Origin of the sequence: Pseudanabaena sp. FACHB-2040 (genome assembly GCF_014696715.1) — a bacterium.
Lineage (GTDB): Bacteria > Cyanobacteriota > Cyanobacteriia > Phormidesmidales > Phormidesmidaceae > JACVSF01.
The window spans coordinates 102,053-126,226 of sequence record NZ_JACJQO010000004.1 but is presented as its reverse complement, the minus strand read 5'-3'; the positions used below and the strand labels follow the sequence as shown (position 1 = coordinate 126,226).

The window sequence follows — 24,174 nt, the reverse complement described above, 5'->3', positions numbered from 1 at the left end:
GTTGAACGAGCTTACTCAGGCTGAGTGTGGGCACGCAGGTGACATGAGAGATCTTTTCTGGGAGGTTCAAGCGTGCTAGACACCACCATCAGACCTGAAGAAGCTTTTCTATATGTTGAGGCAGTCGCGCCCCGTCAGTGCCCCTACATCAACTTACACGAGCTGGAAGAGGCCCTAGAACTATACTTCGAGGGGCGGCTCAACTTTGTAGATGACAAGTACCTAGTAAATCTCTACAAAGAAGCCAACCAACTTATATCGGGTAAGCCTCTGTTGTCTGTCTTAGATGATGAGACGATGACTGATTCAATCAAACAGCTGCCTCTGGAACACCGGGCTGTCCTGCTGAGTTACTACTGCGATAGCTCCAAGGCCAACAACCTACTGAGTAAGTGGCTCCCTCGCGGCATGCGCCTAGATGACTACCAAAGTTACCTAATCGTAGATGCCATCAACGCCTTAGCTGAGGTGGTGCACAAGCTACTCTAGAAACTGCACGCCTCTATATAAGTAGAGGCATATAAATCTCCTTTGGTTTTGGTGGACGCCGGAGCTTGATAGAATCAGGCTTCGGCTCCTTTTTGGGACTATAACGGACAAGTCGTACTCGAATCGGACTCAATTAGGACCTGAATGAGACATGGCACGCAAGAAGGCTAAGCAAGTACGCTACAGCCAACAAATCGTGGATAGGGTCTGCCGGTTGGTCAAAGAGGGTGCGGCTGACGATGAAGTCATCATCATCATAGGCTGTAGTAAGTCCACGTATTACCGCTGGTACAAAGATCACCCTGAGTTTGCTGCAGCTGTTGCTGAGGCTCGTAAAGGGTGGGAAGGCACACAGGATGTAGAAGTCAATAGAGTAGTTGATAAGCTCGCTCAGCGTCGTCTACAGGCTGAGGCATGGATAGACCAGGTACTCACTGGTACTGCTTACAAGGTGAAGCAGACCTTGGGTGCTCAAGGCGTTGTGATTAAAGAAGAGCGAGAGAGTATCATCCCTGATAAATGGTTGCTAGACCGTGTATTAGGTTCGACTGAGCCGGAACAGAAATTTGAATTGATTATTGGATTGGCTGACCCCGATTCCGAGGATGATAACGCAGCGGAGTAGGTATCGAGGTCAGCTGCTTATTTGCACACCTTGGTTAATGTTGCCCGTGATCTAATTAAGGATGAAGTAAGTCATCTGTATGTGCTCCTAATTCTGAACCCCCGCCCTTACTGGTTGGGGGTTTTTTGTTGTGCGTATAAATGCAATTACGACTCGACCTGCATAAAGCCCAGATGCGGGTGTTCAGCAGTCGTGCCAGGGCTAAGGTTGTAGTCGCTGGTCGCGGTCTGGGCAAATCCCGCCTACTCCTTACAACAGGTATAGCTAAGTGCCTTAGTTACCAGGGCACAATCGACCCGGTAAGCCCCCAGGTCGCAGCCATTCTGATGCCCACATTAAAGATGTGTCGCGGCATCCACTGGCAACCTCTGCTAAACATACTTGAGCAATGCCCGCTCGTTGCTGATATCAACAGGTCAGACTTCAGGATTAAGTTCAAGGGCAACAGACCCGACCTTATCCTACGAGGTGCTGATAATGGCGGGGATCGCTTGCGTGGTCTCAACCTTATCTGGGCAGGGCTAGACGAATATCAGGACTTCAGCCCTCTGGTATGGCCTGAGATTATCTTCCCGGCCCTGGCACGTAACGCTGACTGGGAGAGCCTGGTCATCGGTACACCTAAGGGTAGAAACACACACTTTTACAAGCTCCATGAGCAGGCAATTGCCACTCTGGGTTGGGATTACTTCCACTTCATCACTGCTGATAACCCCTTCTTCCCTAGGGAAAACCTGCAGCGTGCTGAGCAAGAGCTGCCACCCAAGGTTTACAGGCAGGAGTTTGAGGCGAGTTGGGAAGACTTCGATGGTCAAATCTTCGACCAGCTACAGCCACGCCATATCGTCAACGCCCCTGAAGCTTTCAGAGGTGTGTACCTCGGCCTGGACTGGGGTGATATTAACCCCGCTCTAGTTGTCATTGGCTTAACCCACCAGGGTGCCTACTACCTCCTAGACCACTGGCAGAATCGCTCAGAGGAGCCAGTTACTGAAGCTCACCTGCTGGATACCGCTGCTAAGCTGTGCCGCCAGTACAGCATTTACCGAGCCTATCTACCCGACGATCGCCCCGCCTCCGTGATGTCATTCCGCCGCTACGGCAAGTCATATAACTTACCCGGTCTACAGCGGGCCGTTCGGGTACAGCGATCCAAGCCTGGGGTGATGGAGCGGGCAACCATCATCAACTCGCTCTTCTACCAGAACAGACTGTACCTGACTGAGAAGACACGGCACCTATACGATGTGTTCGCCTCGTACCACCGTGCTAAGGACAAGGACGGCAATCTGCTGAATAAACCCGCCGATGGGCAGGACGACCACCCTATTGATGCTGCTGCGTATTGCATCGGCACCATCGAATACAAACACGGCGACCACGTTCTAGCTGCGTAGGACCATTAGGGAAGCTTACGGTTACGAAACTTGTTCATGAAATCTCGAACAAGCTCTAGACCTAGTTCCTTGTCGTCAAGTCCTAAACTGTCCGCGATTTTCTCAAATGCCTTTCGCTCAACGACAGTATCAAAGGTGATGTAAAGGGTTCGTGGGTCAGGGCTTGACGAGGAGACATACCACAACTCGTCACACTCATTCGATGTTCGTAGCTGTGCGATAAACAGACAACCGTTCACCTTAATTTCTCGATGCTCACAAGAGTCTTTGACTCTGCCACTGGCTGATTCTGATAAACGCATCCGAACTGATTCAGGACTACAAGGCAAACCATGTTTTACCAAGCTTGACAGGCTATCTTCCCAAATTTTGTCGAAGTGTTCAGTTGCCTGACCTGAATCGAGACTTTCGCGGGTATCAACATCAAAACCGAATACCTTCGACGGCCCCTTTCTAGCCATGTACGTCTTTGTCCAATCGTTCACGAACTCGATCTTCATCGCAGTTGCCTGGTGACTGCCAAACAGTCTAAGCCCTACCTAGTTGACACGCTATATGAGCGGCATTGGCTCACAGTTTCTTTACCGCTTAAAACATGACATACCCCACCCGCCTCACCCTCAAGCTGCTTCAGGCTGAGCACCCTACCTACACGGCCATGAAGTCGCACCTGGAGCGCATCTACCTCCTCACAGCTGGGGGTTGGCGGCTCCGAGATAGACTCCCTGAGTTCCTTAAGCAGCGGCCTGGTGAAGAGGATGCCATCTATGAGACCCGGCTAGACAAATTCTCCTACAGCAATGTGCTGGGTGGGGCACTCTCTCAGCTAGCCAGCAAGATTACCAATGGCACCGTACACCTCAGCAATGTACCCCCTGCTGCTGACATCTTCTGGCAATCCTTCCGTGAGAATAACAACGGCCAAGGGCGTACAGAGATTCAGCTGGTAGAGCAACTATTCGCTGAGGCACTGAAGTATAAGGTTGTCTACTGTCATGTTGACAAGCCTAAGAGCCCGGTCACGCCGCTTAATCGCGCACAGGAAGAAGCACTTGGTCTTACTCCTCATGTCGTCTTGTACCCTGCCGTCCAAATAACTAACTGGGGTGAGATCGAAGGTAAACTAACCTGGCTCAAGGTCTTTCAGATCATTGACGACACTAGCAATCCATTGGCACCCCCGCTGAAGCAGGCCCGCTGGACATTTATTGATGGTCAGTACATTGCCCGCTACGAGAGTTATGTCAAGTTGGGTAGCAATGGTCGCATCGTTGAGCTGCTAGACGCACAAGGCAAACCTCTACCTCCTACAGGTCAGCCTGAGCAAACCATCCCTCTCACCAGTTTGGTTCAGCATGGCTTCGGCGCACTGCCTGTTACACGCCTGGAACTGCCTGACGATAAATGGAGTAGCGATCAGGCCGTCAGCAAAGCAGAAGAGTCATTGCGGCTGGAATGTCACAGATACGACCTGCTGACTGCGGCATACCTGCAGCGCACCTACAAACCCATCCAGACCCCCGATGGTGACCTACCCAACACGTTCGTAGGCGACGGTGATAACTCAATCCCTACTGGCCTGCAGTATGTTCTGGAGCTAGACAAGTTTGAGTGGGCTGAGCCTAGGGGTGACATTGTCATTCACATTGATAAAGCTCTAGAACGGGCTGAGAAGCAAATCCGCACCATTCTGGGTGTTGGAGGCGCTTACGTACAGGAAAGCAAGGTCGAGTCCGGTGCGGCTAAGGAAATGGACTTTGAGATCGAGGATCAAAGGCTCAAGTCCTACGGCCACATACTGACCGACGCACTCCAAGACATCTACCAGCTCGTTGCCAAAGCTCAGGGCCAAGATGGCAGTCCCCTAGCGGTCTCTGGGTTAGACGAGTTTGGCAACAACCGCCTGGACGACCTACTCGACTCACTGACTAAGCTGCTGCTGATTGACATGGCTCAGCTGCAGAACTCGCTGACACCCACCCTGTTTGTGCTGGTGCGCGAGAGACTATTGGGCTTCTTAATGTCTAACCTTACCCCCGAGCAGAAAGAGGCCATCCAGCAAGAGCTGCGTGTTGTCCCTGTTGAAGTGTCCGTTGAGCCTGACGAGGAATAAACTATGCCAGCCAGCGGGATTGAGCTGATTAACATCACAGCGCCAAACGCTGCCCCTTTCTCAGCAGGCGTACTGTCATCCCTCAGTGACTTCAACGGTGTCACCACCCAAGTCAACGGTAGCGGCACAGCCCGAATCTACCGTAACCAGAGCACCAATAACGGAGCAGCAGGCTCATACGGCAAGAGTAATATCTTTGACCCCATCGACTTCTCTAACGGTCGGCTGCTGGTGTACTGGCTGAGCTTAAGCTCTTTGAGTCTGCTGCGATCGCCAAACTTCATGTCGGTGGCTGTGGGTAGTGGAACAGCTAACTGGAAGAGATGGGTAGTAGCCACATCAACCACTCCTACCATCTACCAAGGGGCTAACTGGGTTCCTATCCTTATAGACCCTGCTCAACCCGCTGATGCTTCGGCAGGTACTCTCGTCACCTCAGCCATTGATCGGGTAGAGCTTTCATTCCAGATTGATGCAGCCACCAGCTACACCGTTAGCTCTGGCCGACTCTATACCTACGACGTGGCTTGGACGGGCGGTACTGCAGCAGCCCCTGGTAGTGCTGAAGATATCAGAGCTTACATCGCGTCCATATGGACCACAAACATCAACCCCAACACCCCACCTGTCACGCTGCTGGATGACGGTATCATCCGGTTTCGTAACAGGATTAGAGTTGGTGATGGCACAACTCCGACTTTCTTCACTGAGCGCACCAAGACAATCCTGTTTTCTGACCCTACAGCTGACCCGTTCTCTAAAACTGCTATCAACCCTCGTAAGGGGATAAATATTAGAGGTCTAGGTGGGGGTGCTGTTCTATTTGATGCCTGCACATTACAGTCATCGGTTGATTGGGAAATTAACCTAGCAACCGAAGCTGCTACATTCTCTAGCTGCATCATCAACAGGTGTGCGGTTGTATCGACAGTAGGGCGGCCTCTCTTTGATGAGTGCCAACTAGTCAGCCCTAGGCAGATAACGGCTACTAACCTAAATCTTGTTGGCAGCTCCATCAAGACACCCACCCAGACTCCTGCCTTGGTCGCAGCAGCTGCAGATGCCCCGTTCGTCAATGACATCAACATCACGGGTGCAAACGTAGCTAGCCGCATCTCCTTCACACCGGGGCAAGACCTATCGGTGATGCAGATCACATATAGTCAGAACACCCGAGATGTTGAGCTGAACCCTCTATCTGCCGGTGTGGCCACAACCAACTTCACTGGTCTGAGACGCGCAAGCCAGTTAAGGCTAGACAACATCACCAACCGCAATATCTCTGTCAAGGTGGCGACGGCTCAGACCACACTTGTTCAAACTCCAACAACAGGTGGAGGTTCAGTTGCCGTCGTTGCTGATGCTATTGCGCTAACCGCGCCCAACCTCCCTGATGGCACTCACTACCTAATCAGGTATAGAGACGGTGACCTAGCTGAGTTAGCCATTGGATACGTCACAGGTGGCTCAGGGCTGGTCTACAACCTACCTCCAGCTAACAACAACAGACTGGTGGAGCTGCTGGCTATCCATGTCACCTCCACGCCTCTGTACGCCTCTGAGCTATTCCGCTTCACCTTTAGAAATAACGGTAGTCCTGTTAGCGCTGAAGGCTCCCTAACGGCTTACCCTTTCTACGGCAGATTCGGTGTTGACGGTCTATCTGCTGCCATAACCAGCAAGTTCACCTTCGACAACCCAAGCCTGCAGGTAGACGCTACTGAGGTAGATGGCTTTCTCACTGCCAAAGAACCTCACGCCTTTCTGTTCGGCCAGCTGCAGACCAACGATAACGCCCTCAGACTTGGCTACCTACCCATCCAGGCGTTCACTGATGTGGGTTATGTCGTCAGGAACAACTGGAAGGTGGAGAATCAGAGCACTATCACCCCCTTGCTAATCACCGAGGGTTATTACGTTGATGAAGCAGGTCAGCCTTATAACCCCTGTGCTCCTGCATTAGGCGGCAAGCAGTCTACCAGCATCTTCTTTGAACCCAGCCATACGTTAACTGTCAATGTTACGGGTGGTTCTGGCGGCACTGGCAGCACTGATTTAACCCCCGTCCTCAACGCGATCGCATCAGTCAACACAGTGCTAGGTAACAAGATTGACACGGTGGGGACGGCTGTTGGCGCGGTCGCAACCAACGTGATCTCAATCAACAGCAGACTGCCCGCCACCCCTGCAGCTAAGGCCGATGTTCAAGTCACAGTTGCCCCAACCGCAGTAACAGTCAACCCAACCCCGGTCACGGTGTCACCCACCCCGCTGACTGTAAATCCGACGCCTGTAACAGTGGAGGGTGGATTCACTGCAGAGGCTAAGGCAGCACTGGATGCTATTAACAGCCGACTGCCAAACCAACCTGCTGCTGTGAGTGATATCCAGGTTACTGTCACACCTCCTGCAGTTACGGTAAACCCAACGGCTGTGACGGTTAACCCCACACCAGTAGTCGTCCAAGGCGGCTTTACCTCTGAGAACGCGGCTCTACTAGCCTCTATCAAATCTGACAGCACAATCGCCAGGGCTGGAGTAGTCGGTGAGCAGGTAGTTAATGAGGCGAACAAAACCGCCACCCTCTATGACGGCCAGGGTAATGTCGTTGTTGTCTTCGACCTTAAAGACCAGTTCGGCCAACCCGCTGTTGAGCGTGTCTACAGACGTGTACCGAGGGCATAGGCTGTGTTCCAGTCGTTCATCAACACAGATGGCATAGCCTCTGTGCTTGCCCTCTCAGGCCCATTTGCGCTGGCTGAGCTGATTGCGGTCTGCCCACCTAAGTTACTGGCCTCCGTACTCCAGTCAGACTTGGTGGCTGAGCTACTAACCGCTGACTGCTTCACTGACTCAGACCCATCTGTCGAGTTAGAAGCGTTTGTAGCCGACGCCTCGACTTGGGCAGATGCGAACACGCCCACCTTAGAGATGTGTGGCTGCGATTAATACCCCCCTCTGATTTGGAAACACGGCGTGACACCCTTACACAACAGCATCCAACTAGCTGCCTCAGACATCCCCATTCAAGCCACCATCACAAGCACAGTTATCGACCTAAAAGATTGCAATGTAGTCTTCCAGGTTTATAACAGCGCTAAGCAGCAGGTGGCGAATTACTCAGTAGAGAGCAACAACCTAACCCTCAAGACCAACACGAATTCCAGGCTGGTGATCGTCGGCGCAATCCCAGGCAGCATCACACGCGGCTGGAAAGGTGTCTACGACTATCGCTGGGTACTTTACCCCACAGGCGGCGGCACCATCTACACCCGAGCCTACGAAGGCAGCTTCACAGTTCAGCAGAGTAAGCTACCGCCCCTTTAATCACAGTCACTGAAAAACTCTTCCTCCCCACCTGACGCCCTAAACAACTCATGAGCCGTTTCAATAGCGTCGTTATCGTAGTAATACCTGTCAGAGCTGCGGGTCGGTCTAGAAACCTTGGAGGGTTTGATAACTGCTTTTATAGGGGAACCGCCCCTGCTCATCTCAGTCTTGCAGTGAAAGCATATGAATTTTTGGGTGTTTCTTAGCGGATACTCCTCTCCATACCAAGTCCTCTTAGAACACGACTGGCATACGATGTTGAGTTCCATATGAATCTTCCTAATATTAGTAGCTAAGTTTAAGCAGACGCCCCTCATATCACAGCAGATTAGGTGGCTTTAAGGCTGACAGAACCCGCTCATTCCCCGTTGACACCTACCTCTGTTAAGGTTCTCCTGCTGCCTTCTAACTTTTTCGTAGGACCTTCGAGTTGCACTACCGCCACTACCTTGGTTTTGAGCAGGTCCCTTGCTGCACTGTCCAGCAATTAAAAAAACCAATAGAAGCAATCCAGCCGCTTTTAAGATACTCATCTTGGACTCTCGTGTAAGTCTGCCATCTGGCTAAAGGAACTTACTAAGAGCCTTAGCTGAAGCAGGAAGCTTTGTGAGCTTTTTACCGTTTCAACACAGTCAGGCCCCCACTGGATAAGGGGCATTACAAATGCCAGACAAAAGCCACCCCGGACTACTGCAGCCAGGGTGGCTTTGCTTTGCCATGCAGAAAAATCCCTTACCCGGACAACTCCAATGACAACGATGCCCGAAGACACCCAACAAACCACTGATGCCCCTGTTACCCTGGCCCAGCTGACCCAGTTACTCACAGGTTTTAAGCAGGAAGTGCTCAACGAGGTGAATACCGCTAACGCTGGTGCCGTCGCCTCTATGAAAAAGTCACTCCAGAAAACCCTTGAGCAGCAACAGCCCCCGGCCCAGGTACAACCCGAGGTCGAATCCTCTGCTGAAGACGGCAACAGTCAGAAGCTGACCCTCAAAGCCCTCCAAACTCAGCTAGCACAGATGCAAGCTGAACGGGACCAGGAGCGGAAAGATGCCTTCATTGCTAAACGGGGTTCTGCCCTGACTCAAGCTATTGCTGCGAGCGGTGCCCTCAATCAGAAAGCACTTTATAAGTTGCTGCAGGTTGAGTACGGTGACGCGGTTAAAGAAGAGCAAGGCGCGTGGTTTGTAGCACGTAGTGAAGATGAAGTCGTGCCTCTTGAAAAAGCAGTAGCCGCCTATCTAGCTACCGACGAGGGCCACTTTTTCCTACCTCCTTCTGGCGTACAGGGCAGTGGCAGCACCGAGACGAAAGGTGCGCCCACCACCGGCAAACCTGAGTACAGCTCTCGCTTAGAGAAAATGACCGCTGAACTCAAAAGCGGTGAGGCGAAAATCGCATTCTAGTTTTTCTAATCACTTACCCCTTCACAACGAAACATGCCTAATAATTACGCTCCCGCTGATTTGCTCGCCGCTGTGGCCGAGCAAGAACTGGCTGAAACCCGGCTAACCGAGACTCCCCTACTAGGTGTTATGGCTGGCCGCGCTCAACTGACCCGTCAACGTCCTATTGAATGGGCCGCTCGCCTGACCGATGCCGCTGCTGGTGGTCGTGCCCTAGCTGGCGCTCTGGCTGATGACACCGCTGGCTCTCTAGGTGAAGCTACTCTCACCATCCCTGACTACTTCTTCAAGTACCAGATGAATGTCAAGCGGCGCGACTTGATCGAAGCTGCTGCTACTGGTCGTGTTGATGCTGTACGCGCAGCTGTGGGTACTGAAGTTACCGACGCTCTGCGGGCTATCACCCAAGAGATCAATAAGGTTCTCTACGTCGGCTCTGGTGTGGCCAACACCGCTAACTACGGTGTGTTCGGCATGAATGCGATTGCTACCCAAACCGGCACCTACGCTGGTATCTCTCGCACCACCTACCCCCGCTGGAAGTGCATCTTGAAGACCGGCGCTACAGCTGGCACTGCTCAGGCTCTGACTGTGGACCGCGTTACCGCACTGCTGCGCGATCGTCGTAAGGCTGGCGCTACTGCTGCTCGTAACAACGGTGCGAACCTCATCATCGTCACCTCCGACGAGATCGAACAGGACGTACTACGTAAGCTGTATCAGGCAGAAACCCAGGTCAATGCTGACTACGCCAACATGGTGGCCAACATCGCTCCCTACGCTGGGTATGCCGTGAAGGGCATCCCCGTCGTCTCCGACGTTGTGGACGCTGTGGCTAACAAGGCTTACTTCATCGACCCCAGCAAGATGGGGCTGTACGTCTTCGATGAAGAGGGCGCTCCTGGTGTGGACAACAGCCGCCAGAGCTTCTTCTCCTACCAGGGTCTGAAGTTCCGCCTAGCTGATGTGTCTGTGGGCCACCCCGACATCTTCCAGGCTGAAATCTCTATCTCCCTACAGCTGAAGGCTCACGATCCGATTCAGAGCCTGTCTGTAATGCAGGACATCTCTAACACCATCTAGAGCTTAGGGGCTAGGTGAGTCTGGCCCCTAGAAACTCTACTAAGAGGGAGTGACATGACAACACTTGATGAGGAGCAGCGCGAGCAGATACTACTCGCGCTCGGCTACCCCGATGACTTAAATCGGCCTAACTACTTGTCGCGGCTGACGCTGGACTATACAGACCTCACCATCGAGCGCATTGATGCAATTTTCGATGAGCTGAAGGTAATTGACGGCCAACTCACCGAGGCACGCTCTAGTTCTATGGCTGCAGCTACTGGGCGTACCCAACTCCAGTGGGGCCAGCACGTTATGCACCTGCGTGGCGACGGGCATAATCTGCTGCGTGAATTGGCAATACGCGCTGGCATCCCACTGCACTGGAGTAAATACTCTCAGGGCCAAACCCGACATACAGTTCAGTACCAATAATGAAAGTCACATTTTCTGCATCAGGTCCCTTGCATAACAACCCTGACAAGAATCTCCGGCACGCTGTATCAGGTGCTCTGGATGACACGATGAGTTACGCCAAGGGACTGGTGCAGGCTGTGACTCCGGTACGAACTGGGAATCTAAGGCGTGGCTGGGAAACCCGACATGAGGGCTGGGACACCTTTTCATTCAATAACCCTGTTATCTACGCACCTTATGTCGAGAAGCGCCTGGGTATGGTCAGCCGCTCGCAGCAGCAGATTCAAAGACACCTAGGCAATCAGCTGGGCCAGCACATCGAACAGGAGCTTAACTAGGTGTCCTTATTTGACAAGCTCGCAGCAATTGAAGATATTGGGGCCAAGATTGAGACCCGGCTGGGTGTGCCGCAAAGACGCTACCTGCTAGTCCGACATCATGGCGTAGACGAACAGAAGCGACCCACCCTCACTGATTATCTGATTCTTCCCAAGCCACTTATCAACACAGCCTCACCTCGCCTGATCGGCCTGCTAATTGGGAATGAGGAGCAAGGTGTAAGCGTCTCCAGTACTGATTTAACGGCTGAGTTCTCTCGGGTCACACCCTATGAGTGGTTGGTGCGCCCAGATAGTAAGCGTGTCACTGCTGTCGTTGACCCTTCTGTTCAGACGTTCTCAGACGGTTCTGTAGCAGTGGAATATACCAACCCTGTGACTAAGCAGCTGGCGGGCGGCACCCCCTGTCGGATTATCCAGGTTGGTACGTCTGACCCCACGCTGTGGAAGCTCATCTTGCGGAGAGATAAAGACTAATGTCAAATATCCAAACCGTCAGACAGCGTCTCCAGTCGTGGATAACAGGGCTAGTTCGCATTGACGCCTTTGACGCTGACCCGCCTAAGGCACTTCTGAGCCCCAGCAGCACAGAGCAGAGTCTTCGCCCAGCCAACACATGTATTGCCTACCCAGTTAAAGACCTGGTCTACGAGCGTACTGATTTGCAGGGCATCTGTGGGCGTGGACGTTTCGCCTACTCCATTGCTTACAGATATCCGGGTGAACTAACCCTAGACGAAATTCCCATACAGAAGCTAGAGGGCGTAGTTCAGTACCTACAAGGTATGTCACTGCTGGGTTTAGCCGGGTCTGGTGGCATTAAACACGTTGAGCCGGATGCAGAAGAGTTTCCTATTCAGCTAGAGCGCGACGGCACTGACCAGGATGACTGGCTGGTGTACTGCAATCTTGCGCTGCTCATTGAGTTCAACCTTACAGATTTTGACCTAGACCCTGACTTCGGTCCAGCACCGGAGCAGCCTGTGGGTATTGACCAGCTGACGATCGCGGTTAACAGGGCTGAGGTGGGTTTCGACGCTGATGTCCCCGCTGACTACACCCTAGACACCGAGATTGTTATCACCCGCCCACAGCCATAGTCAGCGACACACAGCCCAATAGCTAGACGACTAACTTAAGGAATTCAAGATGACGAACATTCTTACCGCGTTCGCTAATTTCACGCGCCCTGGGGTCCGCGTTGTAGAAACCACCGCTGGCTACCGTGTTCTAGAGATTGCCAGCTTCCAAGCTGTGTATATGATTGGCTCTGCCACTACTGGCAACTTTCTAGAACCTACCTTGGTGCGCTCTCTAGAAGACTTCACCAACCAGTTTGGCTCTTCTACTTCAGAAGCAGCTGTCAAACTCTACTTCCGCAATGACCGCAGCGGCCTGCTTTACTTCATCCGTACACCTATTGCTGCTGAGTACACCGTTACGGTAGACACCGCTGGTGCGGGCACCTACGGCGTCGATATCAATGGTGTTGAAGTCGAGGCTACTGCTGTCGCCGCTGACACCCCCGCGAGTATCGCATCTCTTCTGATTCAGGGCATCAACACCTCTGCTGCTGCATCTGCTGTAACTGCTGTAGCGGGCATGACGGCTAACCAGCTGTTGATTCGTCAGGATAACCCGCTAGGTACCATGCCTACGGTGACCCTAGACGAGAACGCAGCGCGTATGACGCTGACAACCAGCACGCCTATAGTTCCTAAGGCAGCTGACTACGTCTACGCCATTGAGAACACCTTTGACTACGAAGAAGATTGGGCACAAGGATTCCTGATTGCACCTCAGGCATTCCAGCTGCTGCCCCAGGCTACCGATCGTCTGGCAGTGGGTAATGCCATGCACGCCTTAGCTGCTGAAGAGGGTTTTGACTGGGTAGCTTTGGTAGACTGCGGTCCCGCTGTTGATACCGTTGCTGAGGCTCAGACAGACGGGCAGCAGTACGTCTCGCCTCAAGGTCATACCTTTTACTACGCACCTTACGTAACCGACCTGGATGATGTGGTTGTACCCGCGTCACCTGCGATCGCAGGTCTAGCTACTAAGCGATTTAAGGAAGAGGGTTTCCACCAGCCTATTGCGGGTGCTAAGTACCCACTTCAGGGTGTGAAAGACGTAACCCACCGCTTCAACAACCAAGACCAGAGTGTTCTGAACCCGCTGGGCATCAACTTGGTGCGCTACCTACGCAATAAAGGCGTAGTCAGCTGGGCCATGCGGACCCGTAGTGCAGATGCCTTCTACACCTTCGGTGTCACCCGTGTGATTATGAACGTGCTGAATGGCACGCTGCGTCGGGGCTTCGACTTCGACCTCTTCAACAGCATCGACGGCCAGGGTGTGCTGCTGAGCCGTATTGAGGAGACTGCACGCGCTGTCTGCCGCCGCATGTGGATTGGTAAGGCCCTGTTTGGTAACTCCGAAGAGGATGCATTCGAGGTTCGCTGCAACTTCGAGAACAACCTCTCTGACGAGCTGGAAAGAGGGAATGTGCTGCTTGAGGTGTATGCCGCCCCCAGCCCCGCAGTAGAACGCATTTTGATTAACACCATCAGGGTCCCCGTGGGGCAGGTGCAGTCGGCCGCTGCCGCCGGTCAAATCACAGCTAACTAACCTACCTAATCTATTCAGGAGTCATTTGATATGTCAGTCCGCCTCCAAAATACCAATCCGATAACTACAGCAGACAGCCTCATTACAATCGCAGGGTTGCCAAATTATTGGTCCGAATTTTCAGGGGTGAAAGAAACCATCTCCCGTCCCACCTACAGCGACGGGCTCAGCAACGTCAAGCGTAAGGCTGCATCAGGTTCTACAGAGTACGCCGACATCACCATTTCCAAAGCCTTTGATCCTGAGCAAGACGACACCATCTTGACCTGGATTAAAGAGGCCAAAGCCAGTCTCGACACTTTCGATGTGACCGTTCGCCCCGTCCGACGCGCCAACGGCATTGAGCAGCGCGGCACCAAAGCCTGGAGTCTCTCTGGTTGCCGAGTCAAAGAATATGAGGTGATGTCCGGCATGGACACCGCCGCAGGTGACCAAGTAGCCAAGCTTACCGTCACCCTAACTGTCGAGTCGGCTAGCTGGGCATAACCCTCCCGATTCTAGATAAATCTATTGGCTTCTATTTGTAGCTTTTAGGTTTATCTAGCTTCTATTTAGATCTAATAAAACCTATTAGATCTAAATAGAAGCAAATAGATTTATCCAGCATCTAATAGGTCAGGCAATCCAATGGCACACATCCAGAAAAAAGTACCTCAGGCCCCTAAACCTGCGGCTGCACCTGAGCCCGAGCAGGAGCAGAAACCCCCGACCGCTACCCCAGCTGCACCTGAACCCGAGCAGGAGGGCTACACCGTCCAGCACGATGAAGAAGCTGGCACCGTCACCTTTGCTTTGTTAGACGGCACTGAGTACACCATCAAAGAACCCAAGGCCAAGGCATTCCTGCTAATGCAGGGCTGGTATGCCAAAGCCCCCTCCGAGTACCAGTCTGATGCCTTCGCCACGGTAAAGCTGGTTCACGGCTGCATCCAAGGTGACAAGCCTGGATTTGACGCCTTTGTTGACGCCCTAGAACTGGAAGATATGGAGAGGCTGGGCGCGGCCCTGAGCTGCTTTCGAGGTCTCGGTGAGAGAGTTAAACGAATGTCTGCAGTTCAACGTGCAGGGGCGGGCGTTCAGGGCTAACGACCTTTACGAGATGGCTCTGTTGGCCTGCGGTGGCCACATAAACTCTGGCTACTTTGAGTTACTAGAGCTGCAGGTGTCAGAGCTTATTTATCACCTGGAGGTCGTACAGGCGGTGCAGACACGCATTCACAAAGATAAGGAAAAGCCTCAATGGGGCGAAGATTTGGAGTGGGAATAGATGGCCGGTAACCAGGTCAAGACAACCGTCACAGTTGACGCCTCTCAAGCTAAGAGAGCCTTTGAGAGTATCGGGGGCATGCTGCGCGGGAATGTCTTCGCAGCTAATCTAATGTCTAGTGCTGTCACGGGTGCTATGGGTGCGGCGACTGCTGCTGTAGGCAAGTTGGTGGATGGGCTAAAACAGTCTGTCAACATCCAGCAAGAGAATGTCGCAGTCGCTGGCGACTTCATGAAGCTGACGGGTAAGAGCTTCAATGAGGCCACCCAATTCGTAGATGGCTTCTCTGAAAAGATGGCCAAGGTCGCAGCAGCTCTACCTGGTGAAACGGCACAGTACGTGAAACTGGGTAAGGGCATCATGGACAACCTAGTACCCGCATTCAAGAACCTAGACGGCACCCTAAACAATGCTGATTTTAGTAAGGCACTAGAGAACATCAGCCGCGATGCTACCTTCCGAGCTGTCAACAGTGGGGTGGATGTTAGCCTCGCCAGCTTAGGTATCAGTAAGTTTCTAGGCGGTGCCTCATTAGCTAGTCTGCAGCAGCTTAAGTTTTTTGAGGCGTCTCCAGCCGTTTTAGCAGCACTGGAGCAAGAAGCTGCTGCCCTCGGTAAAGATATCAAAGACCTATCCCAGCGTGAGCGTGCTGAGGTTCTACAGAAGGCACTAGCCGTTCCTGACGAAGTTATCAAGGCCAGCACCGAGACTATCAATGGTATGGTCGCTAGCTTCCAATCGATGCTGCTCGACCCTCAGACCGGCGTCTTTGGCCTAATGCGCGACCTATCTAAGGATGCGGGCAACCAAACTGTCATTACTCAGCTCACAGATACCCTGAAGCTCCTCCTGGGTGATAACGGCATCTTCTCTCAGTTGTCTGCGATCGCATCTGAGGCGGGCATCACCATAGACCCGATGCTGGCTCTATTTAACTGGCTGGATGGTTTTAACAGCTGGCTAAGCAATGTCAACCAATTACTCGGCATGGGAGCTATCAACATAGACCCTGACATGCTGGGTGAACGGCTGAGTGGTTGGTTTAACAACGCTCTAGACGCCCTGGGTAATGTTGACTACGGCGGGCTTGGGGGTAAGGTGGGTAACTTCCTGGCCACCATCATCAATGAAGCTGCTGACTTCATCAATCAGATAGACACGATGCAGCTAATCACCGTCACAGGCCAGATGCTGCTGGGTGCGATCAACATGCTGGGCTTGGCCTTTGAGCAACTTCAATGGGGTGACTTCGCAGGGGCTGCTCTGAAGCTCATCAGCGGTCTCGTCCTAGGTAGCCTAACTGCAGCATTCTTAGGCAGTATCGGACTCATCCCGCTGGCCGTCACCGCTGCAATAGTTGGTCTTGTATCTGTCATCGTCCGTAACTGGGACACGATCAAGGGCTTCTGGGTGGGCCAGTGGAATAACGTCATGTCGGCCATCTCAGGATTCCTTCAGGCTGTTGGCAACAGCATCCGCAGCGCCTGGAACGCTATACCCGACTTCGCAAAGAGCGCAGGCTCGGCGGCTGTGAACATGGTGCCGGGTGCGGGGATAGCCAGAGTAGCAATCGGCTCCCGCTATGGCGGCTACATCCCTAATGCTGACGCTGGGATGATTGGGGGTTTGCTATCTGCGGCTGTGCGTGAGGGGCAGAACATGCCCTCTGGTGCAGGTCTGGTGATGGCCAACAGTTCTGAAGCGATTCTCAACCGTAGGCAGCAGGCCGCACTGGCTAATAGTTTGATGGCACCAAGAGGTGGCGGACTGTCTATTGATAACATCACCATCAACGCTAATACCGACAACCCACGGGAGTTAGCCCAGCAGGTAATAGCTGCAATTGCTGATGAGTGGAGTCGTTACGGCCAGTCCCGGCTTGGACTTGCTTGATAAGCTATGGGAGGCAATATGTACTACAGTCACTCCTCCCTAAGCTAGCGGGCTTGGCTTTAAGATGCAATTCAGCACTCTAACTGAAAAACAGAAGAATACTCTCATATGGATTGTAGAGAGAGTTCGCGCTGGAGCACTTCAAGAAGAGAGAATTACATGGGTTTTGTTTTCAGGAGAGTCCTGCCATATCCAGGGCTATGGAGGATCAATTCCTAAAATAAGATCCTCTACTCTGGATGCGTTGATAGAGCATGAGCTGCTGGTTTGTAGTCTCCGTAGTTATGTGCAATATGACTTGGCCTTGAACTATCTCTCCTACCAAGCTGTAGATACTAATTTTGGTAATCTTGAGTTGCTTAGTTCGTCTCGTTTAGTACCGCCTAAGTTGATGGAACACTTAGACCCAGAGCTGTGGGAGAGAATCCGCTTCGCTATTAGCGCTGGGGATGACCCTACAGCATGGGATCAGGCAATACGCCAAGCCACAACTGTTTTAGAAGAGAGGTTACGTAGATTAGGCAATATTGATGCCATTAACCCTACTTCTACTGGCGACAAGATTGTGAACAAGCTTTTTGAGAAGGATGGGCCTTGGGGCAAACAGCTAAACGGTAAACATCAAGCATATCGGGATTTATATGCAGGTATGATTGGCGTCTTTCGTAATTCTTATGCTCATCGATTCATGGACCCATCACCTGAAGAGGGTGCAGCAATTATGCTCTTCATCGACCTGCTTCTCAAGAAGCTAGATGAACTGACAGAGGCTAAGGAAGAATAAATCACGTTTACGATTGCGCGCCGAATAGATAGAATCGCGCGCTCAGTCAGAACTTGCCCCAGTCTCCTAGGATAGGAGCAAGCTTTGACAATTCGCATGAGAAACCTTTCCGTTAAAGTTTGTGCCATCGTAGACGCTCACGAAATGGCCAACCGTAGGATAATTCAGACTTTTACAGGGACCATCTCCAGCGGAGTCTTTGAAGAGGACTTCATTCAATTAGGAGAGATCTCTGGGGTTCGCTTCTCGGGTCAAATTGACGAAGTTGTCAATTGGGCGGATATAAGAGGTGACGATATTTATATAGCGGCTGAGTGGCTGGCAAATCACCCTGACCCTGACGAGATAGAGATGGCGTTAAATTATGGTTGCCTGTACATAGAGAACGTGTTTATAGAGCCAGAGTGGCGCGGCAAATTTAACGTCCTGAAGGCAGTAGCTACTTACATCGATGTTGTCGTTAATGATGGCTTTGTATTCCTTATGCCGTGCCCCTGGAAATTTGAAGGTACTGATGAAGAGAAAGCTCGTCAGTGTGTTAGGTTACGGCACCTATGGAAAAAACTGGGAATGAAAAACTACGACGAGGAAGCTAATATCCTCTGGAGTTATGTTTGGCAGTCTCCTGAGTGGCTAGCTGGTGAATAGTGTTCAAGGTTAAATCAGTCTCCCTACACCGCCTCTAAACAGGGGCGGCTTTTTTATGGCTAACCCTCAAGTTCTCAACCAGCTTCAGACCGCTGACCGTGCTGTTGATATCTACGCCCAGCTCATCGACTTAAACGGCACTGTCGCCTACAACTTCCTCTACAACCCCGAGTCTAAGCGCTACAGCCGGAACGCACAGTACGGCGAAGCTGCCACTGGTGTCACTTCTGTCCCGGCACAAAACTATCTCTACACCAAGGGTCGCACCCTAGAGCTGCCTGACCTGCTGATGGAGTCCTACGCAGCGGGTAAATCTCTACGACAGTTAATCGAAGGGCTGGAGCAGCTGCTAATCGCTGACCCCGCAACCTTCACACCCAAGCCAGTGTTATTTATCTGGGGCACTGAGCGATTCGGGCCTGCGGTAGTCACCAACATAGATTGGTCGGAGACAGCTTGGTTAGGAGGTGAACCTGCTGAGGCACGGGTAAGCCTCTCTTTGCTACAGATTCCTGAGGCAGAAACACCCACATCCACCGTCGCAGCCCCTACGGGTAACGTCGCCCTAACCGATCGTCAACGCGCTGATGCCAGAGGTCAGGCGGGTAGCTGGCTCAACCAGAACCTTACCCGTCTAAACCCCCAAGTGCGCGAGGCGGTGCAGGCCAGCAGGTTCAGATACCTAACCAATGAACAAGGTGAAGTCACCATCACAGATGCCACTGGCAAGCCTATTGGGGTTGCGGGTGTGTGGGACGGATTCACATGGAAACCTAGCAGCGAGCTACTGCAATGAGCACTCAGCCCCTAAACCGGCAATACACCTTGTCATCTGGTGACAGCCTAGACCTGATAGCCCACCAGCTGCTGGGTGACCAATCAAACTGGCGTGAACTGGCCGATATCAACGACATAGATATCTTTGAGCAGCTGCCTATCGGCCAGTCAATTCAGATCCCCACGCAGGAACAGGTAGGTGAGCTGGTAGCCCAAGCCCAGGCTCAAATCCAGCAGACCGTTACTTCTACCTTGGAGAGCGTGACGCAACAGCTGAACCTTTCAGGGATTAAACAACCAGAGGCTGCGGGCGAGTACAACCTCATCTCTTGGATTCTCTAATGACTCGACTTCTAGCTCCATATGCCAGGGTCACGATCGGCGGCGACACATTTACCTGGGGTGATGGCTATGTCAAAAGCGTCGAGGTCACCCTAGGTGAGGGGCAGAATAGCTCTAGCTGCCGTCTGGCTATCTACGATCCAGGTCGTAAGTTCGCAGATAAGTACTTTGCCTACATCGAGGAGATACAGGGTCTAGAGCCTCTAAGGGTACCCCAGAGCCAGACACGCTCTACAGGTACAACTGGTACGTCCACAGGCGCACAGGGCACGTCTACGGGTGACCTGAATGCCAACATGAAGGCAGTTTTAGACTTAATCGCATGGGCCGAAGGGGCTAACTACAACACATTATTCGGCGGCAGCACCTTCAGCAGTTTTGCTGACCACCCTCGGCGTGTGATTCGTAGGAGTGGGTTCAGTTCATCCGCTGCTGGTCGTTACCAGGCTCTAGAGACCACCTGGGATGAGGTCAAAAATCAACTTAACCTCCCCGACTTCACACCCCAGAGCCAAGACCGCTTTGCTATCAAGCGTATTGAGTTTAGAGGCGCGACGGCAGATGTAGCCAACGCCAACTGGCCCGCCCTACTGGACAAAATCTCATGGGAATGGGCATCACTCCCCACCTCCACAGGGAGCTTCAGATACTCAGGTCAGGGCACCAAAACACCTCAGCAGTGTTATGACTTCCTAAATGCTCGTCTAGGCTCCTACGACCCAGGTAAAGAAGAGCAGCAGGCAGCAACCGACTCTGTTCAAACCACAACAGCTGTGACTCCAGAGCAGCAAGCCTCCCGGCAGAAAGCACTAGCAGGGTCACAAATCACAGTAGAGCTGGGATTCAACGGGAAGCTGCTGGTGGCCTACTCTTTCCTACACACTAGCCTTGAGTACTCTATGTACGACCACGACACTCTGGTGTTTGGGGGCCAAGCTGCAGTGTGGGTTCTGACGCAACGGAAGCGTAATACAGCCTATACCAACGTCACATTCAAACAGGTCGCTGAGAAGATATGTGCCGCTTACGGTCTAACTCTGGATATGCCCAACGACGGGCCTAAGTACGAGTACTTTCCCCAGCGCGGCCAGACGGACTATGAGGCTCTGTTGATCGAGGCACGGCGTATCGGCTACAGGGTCAAGTGCCGGGGCAACACACTATCTATCAAGCCTAGAGAGGCGGGTAAAGATGCTTTTACCCTTGAGTTTGGCGATAATCTCGGTCTCTCGTTTACGGTTAAGCACCAAGCCCAGTCGGATTCCAGCGGTGGTGCCCGTAGTAGCGAACCATCGCAGCAAACCTCAACAGGACAGAGAAAGGTAATACTCGACCCCGACACTGGGGAGCAGAAAGTTATTCAGCCTGAGAGTCCAGTGGGTGCGGGGCAGGGGCCTGAACAGTCCACAACCGGGGCGTCCACAGTGGCTCTAGCTCCTCGCACTGATGGAGCTACTACTGAGGCGGACGCTGCTAGACGGGAGAGCGAACTACGAATTAAGGGCATTATCGCGGACTGGCAAGCCCCGACTACCCCCGAGCTGCTGCTTCTAGACCCAGATAGTTTGCTGCGGACTGTGGGGGTCACCAAGACACTCGATCGGGTGTGGGTAATTGACACAATCACTCATCAGCTCGATGTAAGCAGCGGGTTTAGCAGCAGCGGCACCTGCTACACACCGTTAAAGAATAAGTACCCTCAGCCACCTCCGCAGGCCCCTACTGCGGCTACTGCTGGCACTGCCGAAGGTGCACCTCCGCCACCGCTGAATGCCAATGGGTTTATTCGACCCTGTAGCGGAGTAGTGACCAGCCGGTTTAGAACTGCAAGACGACCTAACCACCAGGGGATCGACATCGCAGATAGAGCTGGGACACCTATTTATGCTTCAGCTGACGGAGTTGCCTCTGGTGTGGTGACAAGCTGCCCCGGCCTAACAGCCCAGGATAGCTGCGGGGGCGGATACGGGAATCGTGCCTATATCAACCATGCCGATGGCTTTCAAACCCGGTACGCTCACTTGGCTACGGTGTCGGTGTCGAATGGTCAGCAGGTGAAGCAAGGTCAGCTGCTTGGAACTATGGGAAATTCAGGCGCGAGTCGAGGTGTACACCTCCATTACGAGATTCGGAAGGGTGGAACGGCTCAAAACCCTGAAAACTACATCAAGTTCTAATTTGTATCACCGGATACCAACTAACTCCACTCAGATTGCCCTCAGACAGCTGGTAACGAACTCTCGGGTGTGTCTGTACCTACAGCTTGCTACAGCGCATTCTGAGCGGAGTGCCTGAAACCTTTATATATCAAGGCTTCCATGTCCACGCCTCTAGATGAGATCTTTTCGCTGCTCCACCAGAGCCAGCGGGCGAATCAACTTGCCCTTGACCAAGAGGGGCGAGCGGTCTACCCCTACCTGGCTATTGTCAGCGACAACAACGACCCTCAGAACCGCAGACGAATTAAGTGTGTCTCGCCTCACTCACCGGGGATACAAACTGACTGGCTCAGACGCCTGCAGTCTGCATCTGGTTTTGACCCGCCGCTACCTGCTGTAGGTCAGACCGTTATTGTCTTCAGCATCGATGGCGCTGAGCTAAACGGGTGGTACTTACAGGTCGTAAACGACACCAACCCACCGCTGCCTAAGTCCTCCGCTCAAGACGACTTGTACAGCCAGGTACCCGGCAGGCAGGATGAGCGCACTGAGGGCGATCGCATTGTTAGGGTGGGCAAGTCTTTGACATTTCAGAACGACGCAGGAGCATCTATAACTCTGGCTGCTAATGGCAATGTAGTTATCCAAGATGCTGCGGGCAACAGCATGAACCTAGCGGGCGGTATTGCGTTCAGCACCAGCAGCTTGAGTGTAGCTGGGAAACAGATCGCAACCGTTGGGTCTGTTGACTCCGATGGAGACACAACTATTAGTAGAGGCTGGTAATGGCTGCATTAACTGGAATTTCTTACCCCCTTGAAGTGGACTCTCGAACAGGGAACCTGAAGGTCGTCAGCGACGAAGACCTCATTGCTACCCACATCATCTCGATGGTGGAGACGGAACCAGGGGAGAGCCCGATGAGACCTGGCTACGGCATACCCGGTGCACTTTTTGAATCACAGCAGTCTTGGTCAGCATACGCAGCTGATGTGCAGCGCCGCCTGACTAGAGAAATACCTCAGGCCACCTTCGCTGTGAACAGCCGATTAGAAGACGGTGGGGCCGCTTATTTAGAAATCTACTGGCAAGTCCAGGAACTAAGCCAAGAGCCAATCATAGTCCAACTAGGCTAACCCCTACGATCCTAATAGATGCTAAGTGAGTCTAGATAAAGCTATTTGATTTTATTTGATCCTAATAAAGTTAAATAGAGCTAATTAAAATTAAATAGATTTATTTAGAATCTACTTGAATCAAATAGAGCAGCCCCAACCACAGCAAGGATTACCTAAATGGCTGATATCAATACAGAGAGCATTGGGGTCTACATCCCAGCTCTAGATGACAGGTCAGAGGAGACCCTGTATCTCCAGGCCCAGAACGTGGTTGCCACCCGTTCACAAGGGCAAATCAACGACTTCAGTGATAGTGGGCCGATCGGAGTTCTACTAAGGGCACAAGCCTTCAGCGGGGCGGAACTGCTCTACCGGGCTAATAAAATGCCCGTGGCCCTGGTGCTTAAGTTCCTAGAGGTTACGGGTACGGCCCGCCTGTTGGGGCAGAAGGCACAGGTCACAATCACATTCACTCTCACAGCACCTAGAAGTTCGGCCTACACAGTCCCGGCTGGATTTCAGATCACAAACAACACAGGTGAATACTCCTTCTACACAGATTCCCTACTAACTATCCCTGCGGGTGCGTCGTCGGGTACTGTCACTGCCACAGCCGCTGCTGAGGGGCCGACCTATAATCTCCCTGCCTACACGATTAATCAAATAACTCAGCCCCTGGCATTCCTAGCTGGAGTGATTAACACAGAACCAGCACAGGGCGGCGCGGCTGCTGAATCAATAGAAAGTGCGATCGCACGCGGGCTGGCTGTACTCAGACGTAGAAATCTGGTCTCCGCTCTGGATTTTAGAGAAGCAGCTGAGGCAGTTATGGGCAGCGGCAGTCGGGCTAAAGCTATCGGCCTGCTGGGTTCGGATAAGGTCACCAGACAACCCGGTGCTGTCCATGTGTTTTGCCTAGATGCTACTGGTGAACCCGCTAACCAAGCTGTTTTGGGCTCTGTATTTAACAACCTGTCGCAAACGCTGATGCTGGGTACCTCCTTGTACACCAGCCCTATGGAACTGCTGGAAGTAGACGCTGAAGTAATTGCTAAGCTGCAGCCCGAGGCAGACCCTACTGTGGTAGCTGAAGCAATTTGGGAAGCTTACCAGGCATATCTCACCCCCGCTGCCTACGAACCCGGCCAAACGCTCTTGATACAGGAACTGCGCCACGCATTGAGGTTTGTGGGCGGGCTGAAGTTTATCGATGAGCTGAGGCTAAATAGCGGCTTCCTCGATATCCCGATGCCAAATGCCTATACCCTGCCTGTGGCATACAGCCTGAGTATGTCGCTGGTCGATGAGAACGGCAACATTACCCAGCTGCTCAGAGGCGCGGGTGAACCCTCTGACTTTGACCCCCAGGCTTAGGAAA

General features: G+C 52.6%; 27 protein-coding genes. 26 read left to right on the top strand and 1 reads right to left on the bottom strand.

Annotation, left to right across the window (positions count from 1 at the left end; genetic code table 11):
• Window positions 1-72: 72 nt before the first annotated feature.
• The 3 genes from H6G13_RS03720 to H6G13_RS03710 all read left to right on the top strand — a co-directional run bounded on the left by H6G13_RS03720 (window position 73) and on the right by H6G13_RS03710 (window position 2,511).
• On the top strand, window positions 73-489 hold the full coding sequence (locus H6G13_RS03720; protein WP_190481833.1) for a hypothetical protein: 417 nt from the start codon (window positions 73-75) through the stop codon (window positions 487-489).
• A gap of 151 nt (window positions 490-640) precedes the next feature.
• Window positions 641-1,114 carry a hypothetical protein gene (locus H6G13_RS03715; RefSeq protein ID WP_190481832.1) on the top strand — a complete coding sequence of 158 codons (474 nt, stop codon included), beginning with the start codon at window positions 641-643 and terminating at the stop codon, window positions 1,112-1,114.
• A 491-nt stretch (window positions 1,115-1,605) separates the two neighbouring features.
• Complete coding sequence (locus H6G13_RS03710; RefSeq protein WP_190481831.1) at window positions 1,606-2,511, top strand: hypothetical protein; 906 nt, start codon at window positions 1,606-1,608, stop codon at window positions 2,509-2,511.
• A gap of 5 nt (window positions 2,512-2,516) precedes the next feature.
• On the opposite strand, the gene H6G13_RS03705 is transcribed toward H6G13_RS03710, so the two are convergent.
• Window positions 2,517-3,011, bottom strand: a complete 495-nt coding sequence (locus H6G13_RS03705) for a hypothetical protein (RefSeq protein ID WP_190481830.1) — start codon at window positions 3,009-3,011, stop codon at window positions 2,517-2,519.
• A gap of 95 nt (window positions 3,012-3,106) precedes the next feature.
• On the opposite strand from H6G13_RS03705, the gene H6G13_RS03700 reads away from it, so the two are divergent.
• From H6G13_RS03700 to H6G13_RS03590, 23 genes are all read left to right on the top strand, one after another.
• Window positions 3,107-4,624 (top strand): hypothetical protein, encoded by a 1,518-nt coding sequence (locus tag H6G13_RS03700; protein ID WP_190481829.1) that lies wholly within the window; start codon window positions 3,107-3,109, stop codon window positions 4,622-4,624.
• A gap of 3 nt (window positions 4,625-4,627) precedes the next feature.
• A complete protein-coding gene (locus tag H6G13_RS03695; protein WP_190481828.1) occupies window positions 4,628-7,309 on the top strand; it encodes a hypothetical protein in 2,682 nt (893 codons plus the stop codon).
• A 3-nt stretch (window positions 7,310-7,312) separates the two neighbouring features.
• The gene (locus tag H6G13_RS03690) at window positions 7,313-7,573 is read left to right on the top strand and encodes a hypothetical protein (RefSeq protein WP_190481827.1); all 261 of its coding nucleotides are present in this window, start codon (window positions 7,313-7,315) and stop codon (window positions 7,571-7,573) included.
• Between the two features lie 27 nt (window positions 7,574-7,600).
• On the top strand, window positions 7,601-7,951 hold the full coding sequence (locus H6G13_RS03685) for a hypothetical protein (protein WP_190481826.1): 351 nt from the start codon (window positions 7,601-7,603) through the stop codon (window positions 7,949-7,951).
• Window positions 7,952-8,703: 752 nt separating this feature from the next.
• On the top strand, window positions 8,704-9,363 hold the full coding sequence (locus H6G13_RS03680; RefSeq protein WP_190481825.1) for a hypothetical protein: 660 nt from the start codon (window positions 8,704-8,706) through the stop codon (window positions 9,361-9,363).
• A gap of 33 nt (window positions 9,364-9,396) precedes the next feature.
• Window positions 9,397-10,446 (top strand): hypothetical protein, encoded by a 1,050-nt coding sequence (locus tag H6G13_RS03675; protein WP_190481824.1) that lies wholly within the window; start codon window positions 9,397-9,399, stop codon window positions 10,444-10,446.
• A 54-nt stretch (window positions 10,447-10,500) separates the two neighbouring features.
• Complete coding sequence (locus H6G13_RS03670; RefSeq protein ID WP_190481823.1) at window positions 10,501-10,860, top strand: hypothetical protein; 360 nt, start codon at window positions 10,501-10,503, stop codon at window positions 10,858-10,860.
• Between the two features lie 89 nt (window positions 10,861-10,949).
• Window positions 10,950-11,180, top strand: a complete 231-nt coding sequence (locus H6G13_RS03665; RefSeq protein WP_242028131.1) for a hypothetical protein — start codon at window positions 10,950-10,952, stop codon at window positions 11,178-11,180.
• Window positions 11,181-11,657: a hypothetical protein gene (locus H6G13_RS03660; protein ID WP_190481821.1), complete on the top strand. Its 477-nt coding sequence runs from the start codon at window positions 11,181-11,183 to the stop codon at window positions 11,655-11,657.
• Window positions 11,657-12,280 (top strand): hypothetical protein, encoded by a 624-nt coding sequence (locus H6G13_RS03655; RefSeq protein WP_190481820.1) that lies wholly within the window; start codon window positions 11,657-11,659, stop codon window positions 12,278-12,280. Before H6G13_RS03660 ends, H6G13_RS03655 begins: the two co-directional genes overlap by 1 nt.
• A 49-nt stretch (window positions 12,281-12,329) precedes the next feature.
• Window positions 12,330-13,808 carry a phage tail sheath subtilisin-like domain-containing protein gene (locus H6G13_RS03650; RefSeq protein WP_190481819.1) on the top strand — a complete coding sequence of 493 codons (1,479 nt, stop codon included), beginning with the start codon at window positions 12,330-12,332 and terminating at the stop codon, window positions 13,806-13,808.
• A 30-nt stretch (window positions 13,809-13,838) separates the two neighbouring features.
• A complete protein-coding gene (locus H6G13_RS03645) occupies window positions 13,839-14,294 on the top strand; it encodes a hypothetical protein (protein WP_190481818.1) in 456 nt (151 codons plus the stop codon).
• Window positions 14,295-14,435: 141 nt separating this feature from the next.
• Window positions 14,436-14,894 (top strand): hypothetical protein, encoded by a 459-nt coding sequence (locus H6G13_RS03640; RefSeq protein ID WP_190481817.1) that lies wholly within the window; start codon window positions 14,436-14,438, stop codon window positions 14,892-14,894.
• The gene (locus H6G13_RS03635) at window positions 14,836-15,075 is read left to right on the top strand and encodes a hypothetical protein (RefSeq protein ID WP_190481816.1); all 240 of its coding nucleotides are present in this window, start codon (window positions 14,836-14,838) and stop codon (window positions 15,073-15,075) included. Before H6G13_RS03640 ends, H6G13_RS03635 begins: the two co-directional genes overlap by 59 nt.
• Window positions 15,076-16,968, top strand: coding sequence for a hypothetical protein (locus tag H6G13_RS03630; protein ID WP_190481815.1), 1,893 nt, complete (start codon window positions 15,076-15,078; stop codon window positions 16,966-16,968).
• Window positions 16,969-17,032: 64 nt separating this feature from the next.
• The gene (locus H6G13_RS03625) at window positions 17,033-17,752 is read left to right on the top strand and encodes a TIGR02391 family protein (protein WP_190481814.1); all 720 of its coding nucleotides are present in this window, start codon (window positions 17,033-17,035) and stop codon (window positions 17,750-17,752) included.
• Between the two features lie 84 nt (window positions 17,753-17,836).
• Complete coding sequence (locus tag H6G13_RS03620) at window positions 17,837-18,400, top strand: hypothetical protein (RefSeq protein WP_190481813.1); 564 nt, start codon at window positions 17,837-17,839, stop codon at window positions 18,398-18,400.
• A gap of 55 nt (window positions 18,401-18,455) precedes the next feature.
• Window positions 18,456-19,196: a hypothetical protein gene (locus H6G13_RS03615; RefSeq protein WP_190481812.1), complete on the top strand. Its 741-nt coding sequence runs from the start codon at window positions 18,456-18,458 to the stop codon at window positions 19,194-19,196.
• Complete coding sequence (locus H6G13_RS03610; protein WP_190481811.1) at window positions 19,193-19,519, top strand: LysM peptidoglycan-binding domain-containing protein; 327 nt, start codon at window positions 19,193-19,195, stop codon at window positions 19,517-19,519. Before H6G13_RS03615 ends, H6G13_RS03610 begins: the two co-directional genes overlap by 4 nt.
• On the top strand, window positions 19,519-21,696 hold the full coding sequence (locus H6G13_RS03605; protein ID WP_190481810.1) for a peptidoglycan DD-metalloendopeptidase family protein: 2,178 nt from the start codon (window positions 19,519-19,521) through the stop codon (window positions 21,694-21,696). Before H6G13_RS03610 ends, H6G13_RS03605 begins: the two co-directional genes overlap by 1 nt.
• Window positions 21,697-21,837: 141 nt before the next feature.
• Entirely contained in the window at window positions 21,838-22,464 is a 627-nt protein-coding gene (locus H6G13_RS03600) for a phage baseplate assembly protein V (RefSeq protein WP_190481809.1), read from the top strand.
• Complete coding sequence (locus H6G13_RS03595) at window positions 22,464-22,814, top strand: hypothetical protein (protein WP_190481808.1); 351 nt, start codon at window positions 22,464-22,466, stop codon at window positions 22,812-22,814. The genes H6G13_RS03600 and H6G13_RS03595 overlap by 1 nt, the downstream gene beginning before the upstream one ends.
• Before the next feature lie 159 nt (window positions 22,815-22,973).
• The gene (locus H6G13_RS03590; RefSeq protein ID WP_190481807.1) at window positions 22,974-24,170 is read left to right on the top strand and encodes a baseplate J/gp47 family protein; all 1,197 of its coding nucleotides are present in this window, start codon (window positions 22,974-22,976) and stop codon (window positions 24,168-24,170) included.
• Window positions 24,171-24,174 lie beyond the last annotated feature (4 nt).

Bases quoted from the DNA above. Each gene is read 5' to 3' on its own strand.
- H6G13_RS03670 (WP_190481823.1), top strand. From the start codon at position 10,501: ATGACAACACTTGATGAGGAGCAGCGCGAGCAGATACTACTCGCGCTC.
- H6G13_RS03705 (WP_190481830.1), bottom strand. From the start codon at position 3,011: ATGAAGATCGAGTTCGTGAACGATTGGACAAAGACGTACATGGCTAGA.
- H6G13_RS03700 (WP_190481829.1), top strand. From the start codon at position 3,107: ATGACATACCCCACCCGCCTCACCCTCAAGCTGCTTCAGGCTGAGCAC.
- H6G13_RS03695 (WP_190481828.1), top strand. From the start codon at position 4,628: ATGCCAGCCAGCGGGATTGAGCTGATTAACATCACAGCGCCAAACGCT.
- H6G13_RS03655 (WP_190481820.1), top strand. From the start codon at position 11,657: ATGTCAAATATCCAAACCGTCAGACAGCGTCTCCAGTCGTGGATAACA.
- H6G13_RS03675 (WP_190481824.1), top strand. From the start codon at position 9,397: ATGCCTAATAATTACGCTCCCGCTGATTTGCTCGCCGCTGTGGCCGAG.
- H6G13_RS03680 (WP_190481825.1), top strand. From the start codon at position 8,704: ATGACAACGATGCCCGAAGACACCCAACAAACCACTGATGCCCCTGTT.
- H6G13_RS03630 (WP_190481815.1), top strand. From the start codon at position 15,076: ATGGCCGGTAACCAGGTCAAGACAACCGTCACAGTTGACGCCTCTCAA.
- H6G13_RS03645 (WP_190481818.1), top strand. From the start codon at position 13,839: ATGTCAGTCCGCCTCCAAAATACCAATCCGATAACTACAGCAGACAGC.
- H6G13_RS03615 (WP_190481812.1), top strand. From the start codon at position 18,456: ATGGCTAACCCTCAAGTTCTCAACCAGCTTCAGACCGCTGACCGTGCT.
- H6G13_RS03665 (WP_242028131.1), top strand. From the start codon at position 10,950: ATGAGTTACGCCAAGGGACTGGTGCAGGCTGTGACTCCGGTACGAACT.
- H6G13_RS03640 (WP_190481817.1), top strand. From the start codon at position 14,436: ATGGCACACATCCAGAAAAAAGTACCTCAGGCCCCTAAACCTGCGGCT.
- H6G13_RS03650 (WP_190481819.1), top strand. From the start codon at position 12,330: ATGACGAACATTCTTACCGCGTTCGCTAATTTCACGCGCCCTGGGGTC.
- H6G13_RS03610 (WP_190481811.1), top strand. From the start codon at position 19,193: ATGAGCACTCAGCCCCTAAACCGGCAATACACCTTGTCATCTGGTGAC.
- H6G13_RS03595 (WP_190481808.1), top strand. From the start codon at position 22,464: ATGGCTGCATTAACTGGAATTTCTTACCCCCTTGAAGTGGACTCTCGA.
- H6G13_RS03590 (WP_190481807.1), top strand. From the start codon at position 22,974: ATGGCTGATATCAATACAGAGAGCATTGGGGTCTACATCCCAGCTCTA.
- H6G13_RS03605 (WP_190481810.1), top strand. From the start codon at position 19,519: ATGACTCGACTTCTAGCTCCATATGCCAGGGTCACGATCGGCGGCGAC.
- H6G13_RS03715 (WP_190481832.1), top strand. From the start codon at position 641: ATGGCACGCAAGAAGGCTAAGCAAGTACGCTACAGCCAACAAATCGTG.
- H6G13_RS03625 (WP_190481814.1), top strand. From the start codon at position 17,033: ATGCAATTCAGCACTCTAACTGAAAAACAGAAGAATACTCTCATATGG.
- H6G13_RS03600 (WP_190481809.1), top strand. From the start codon at position 21,838: ATGTCCACGCCTCTAGATGAGATCTTTTCGCTGCTCCACCAGAGCCAG.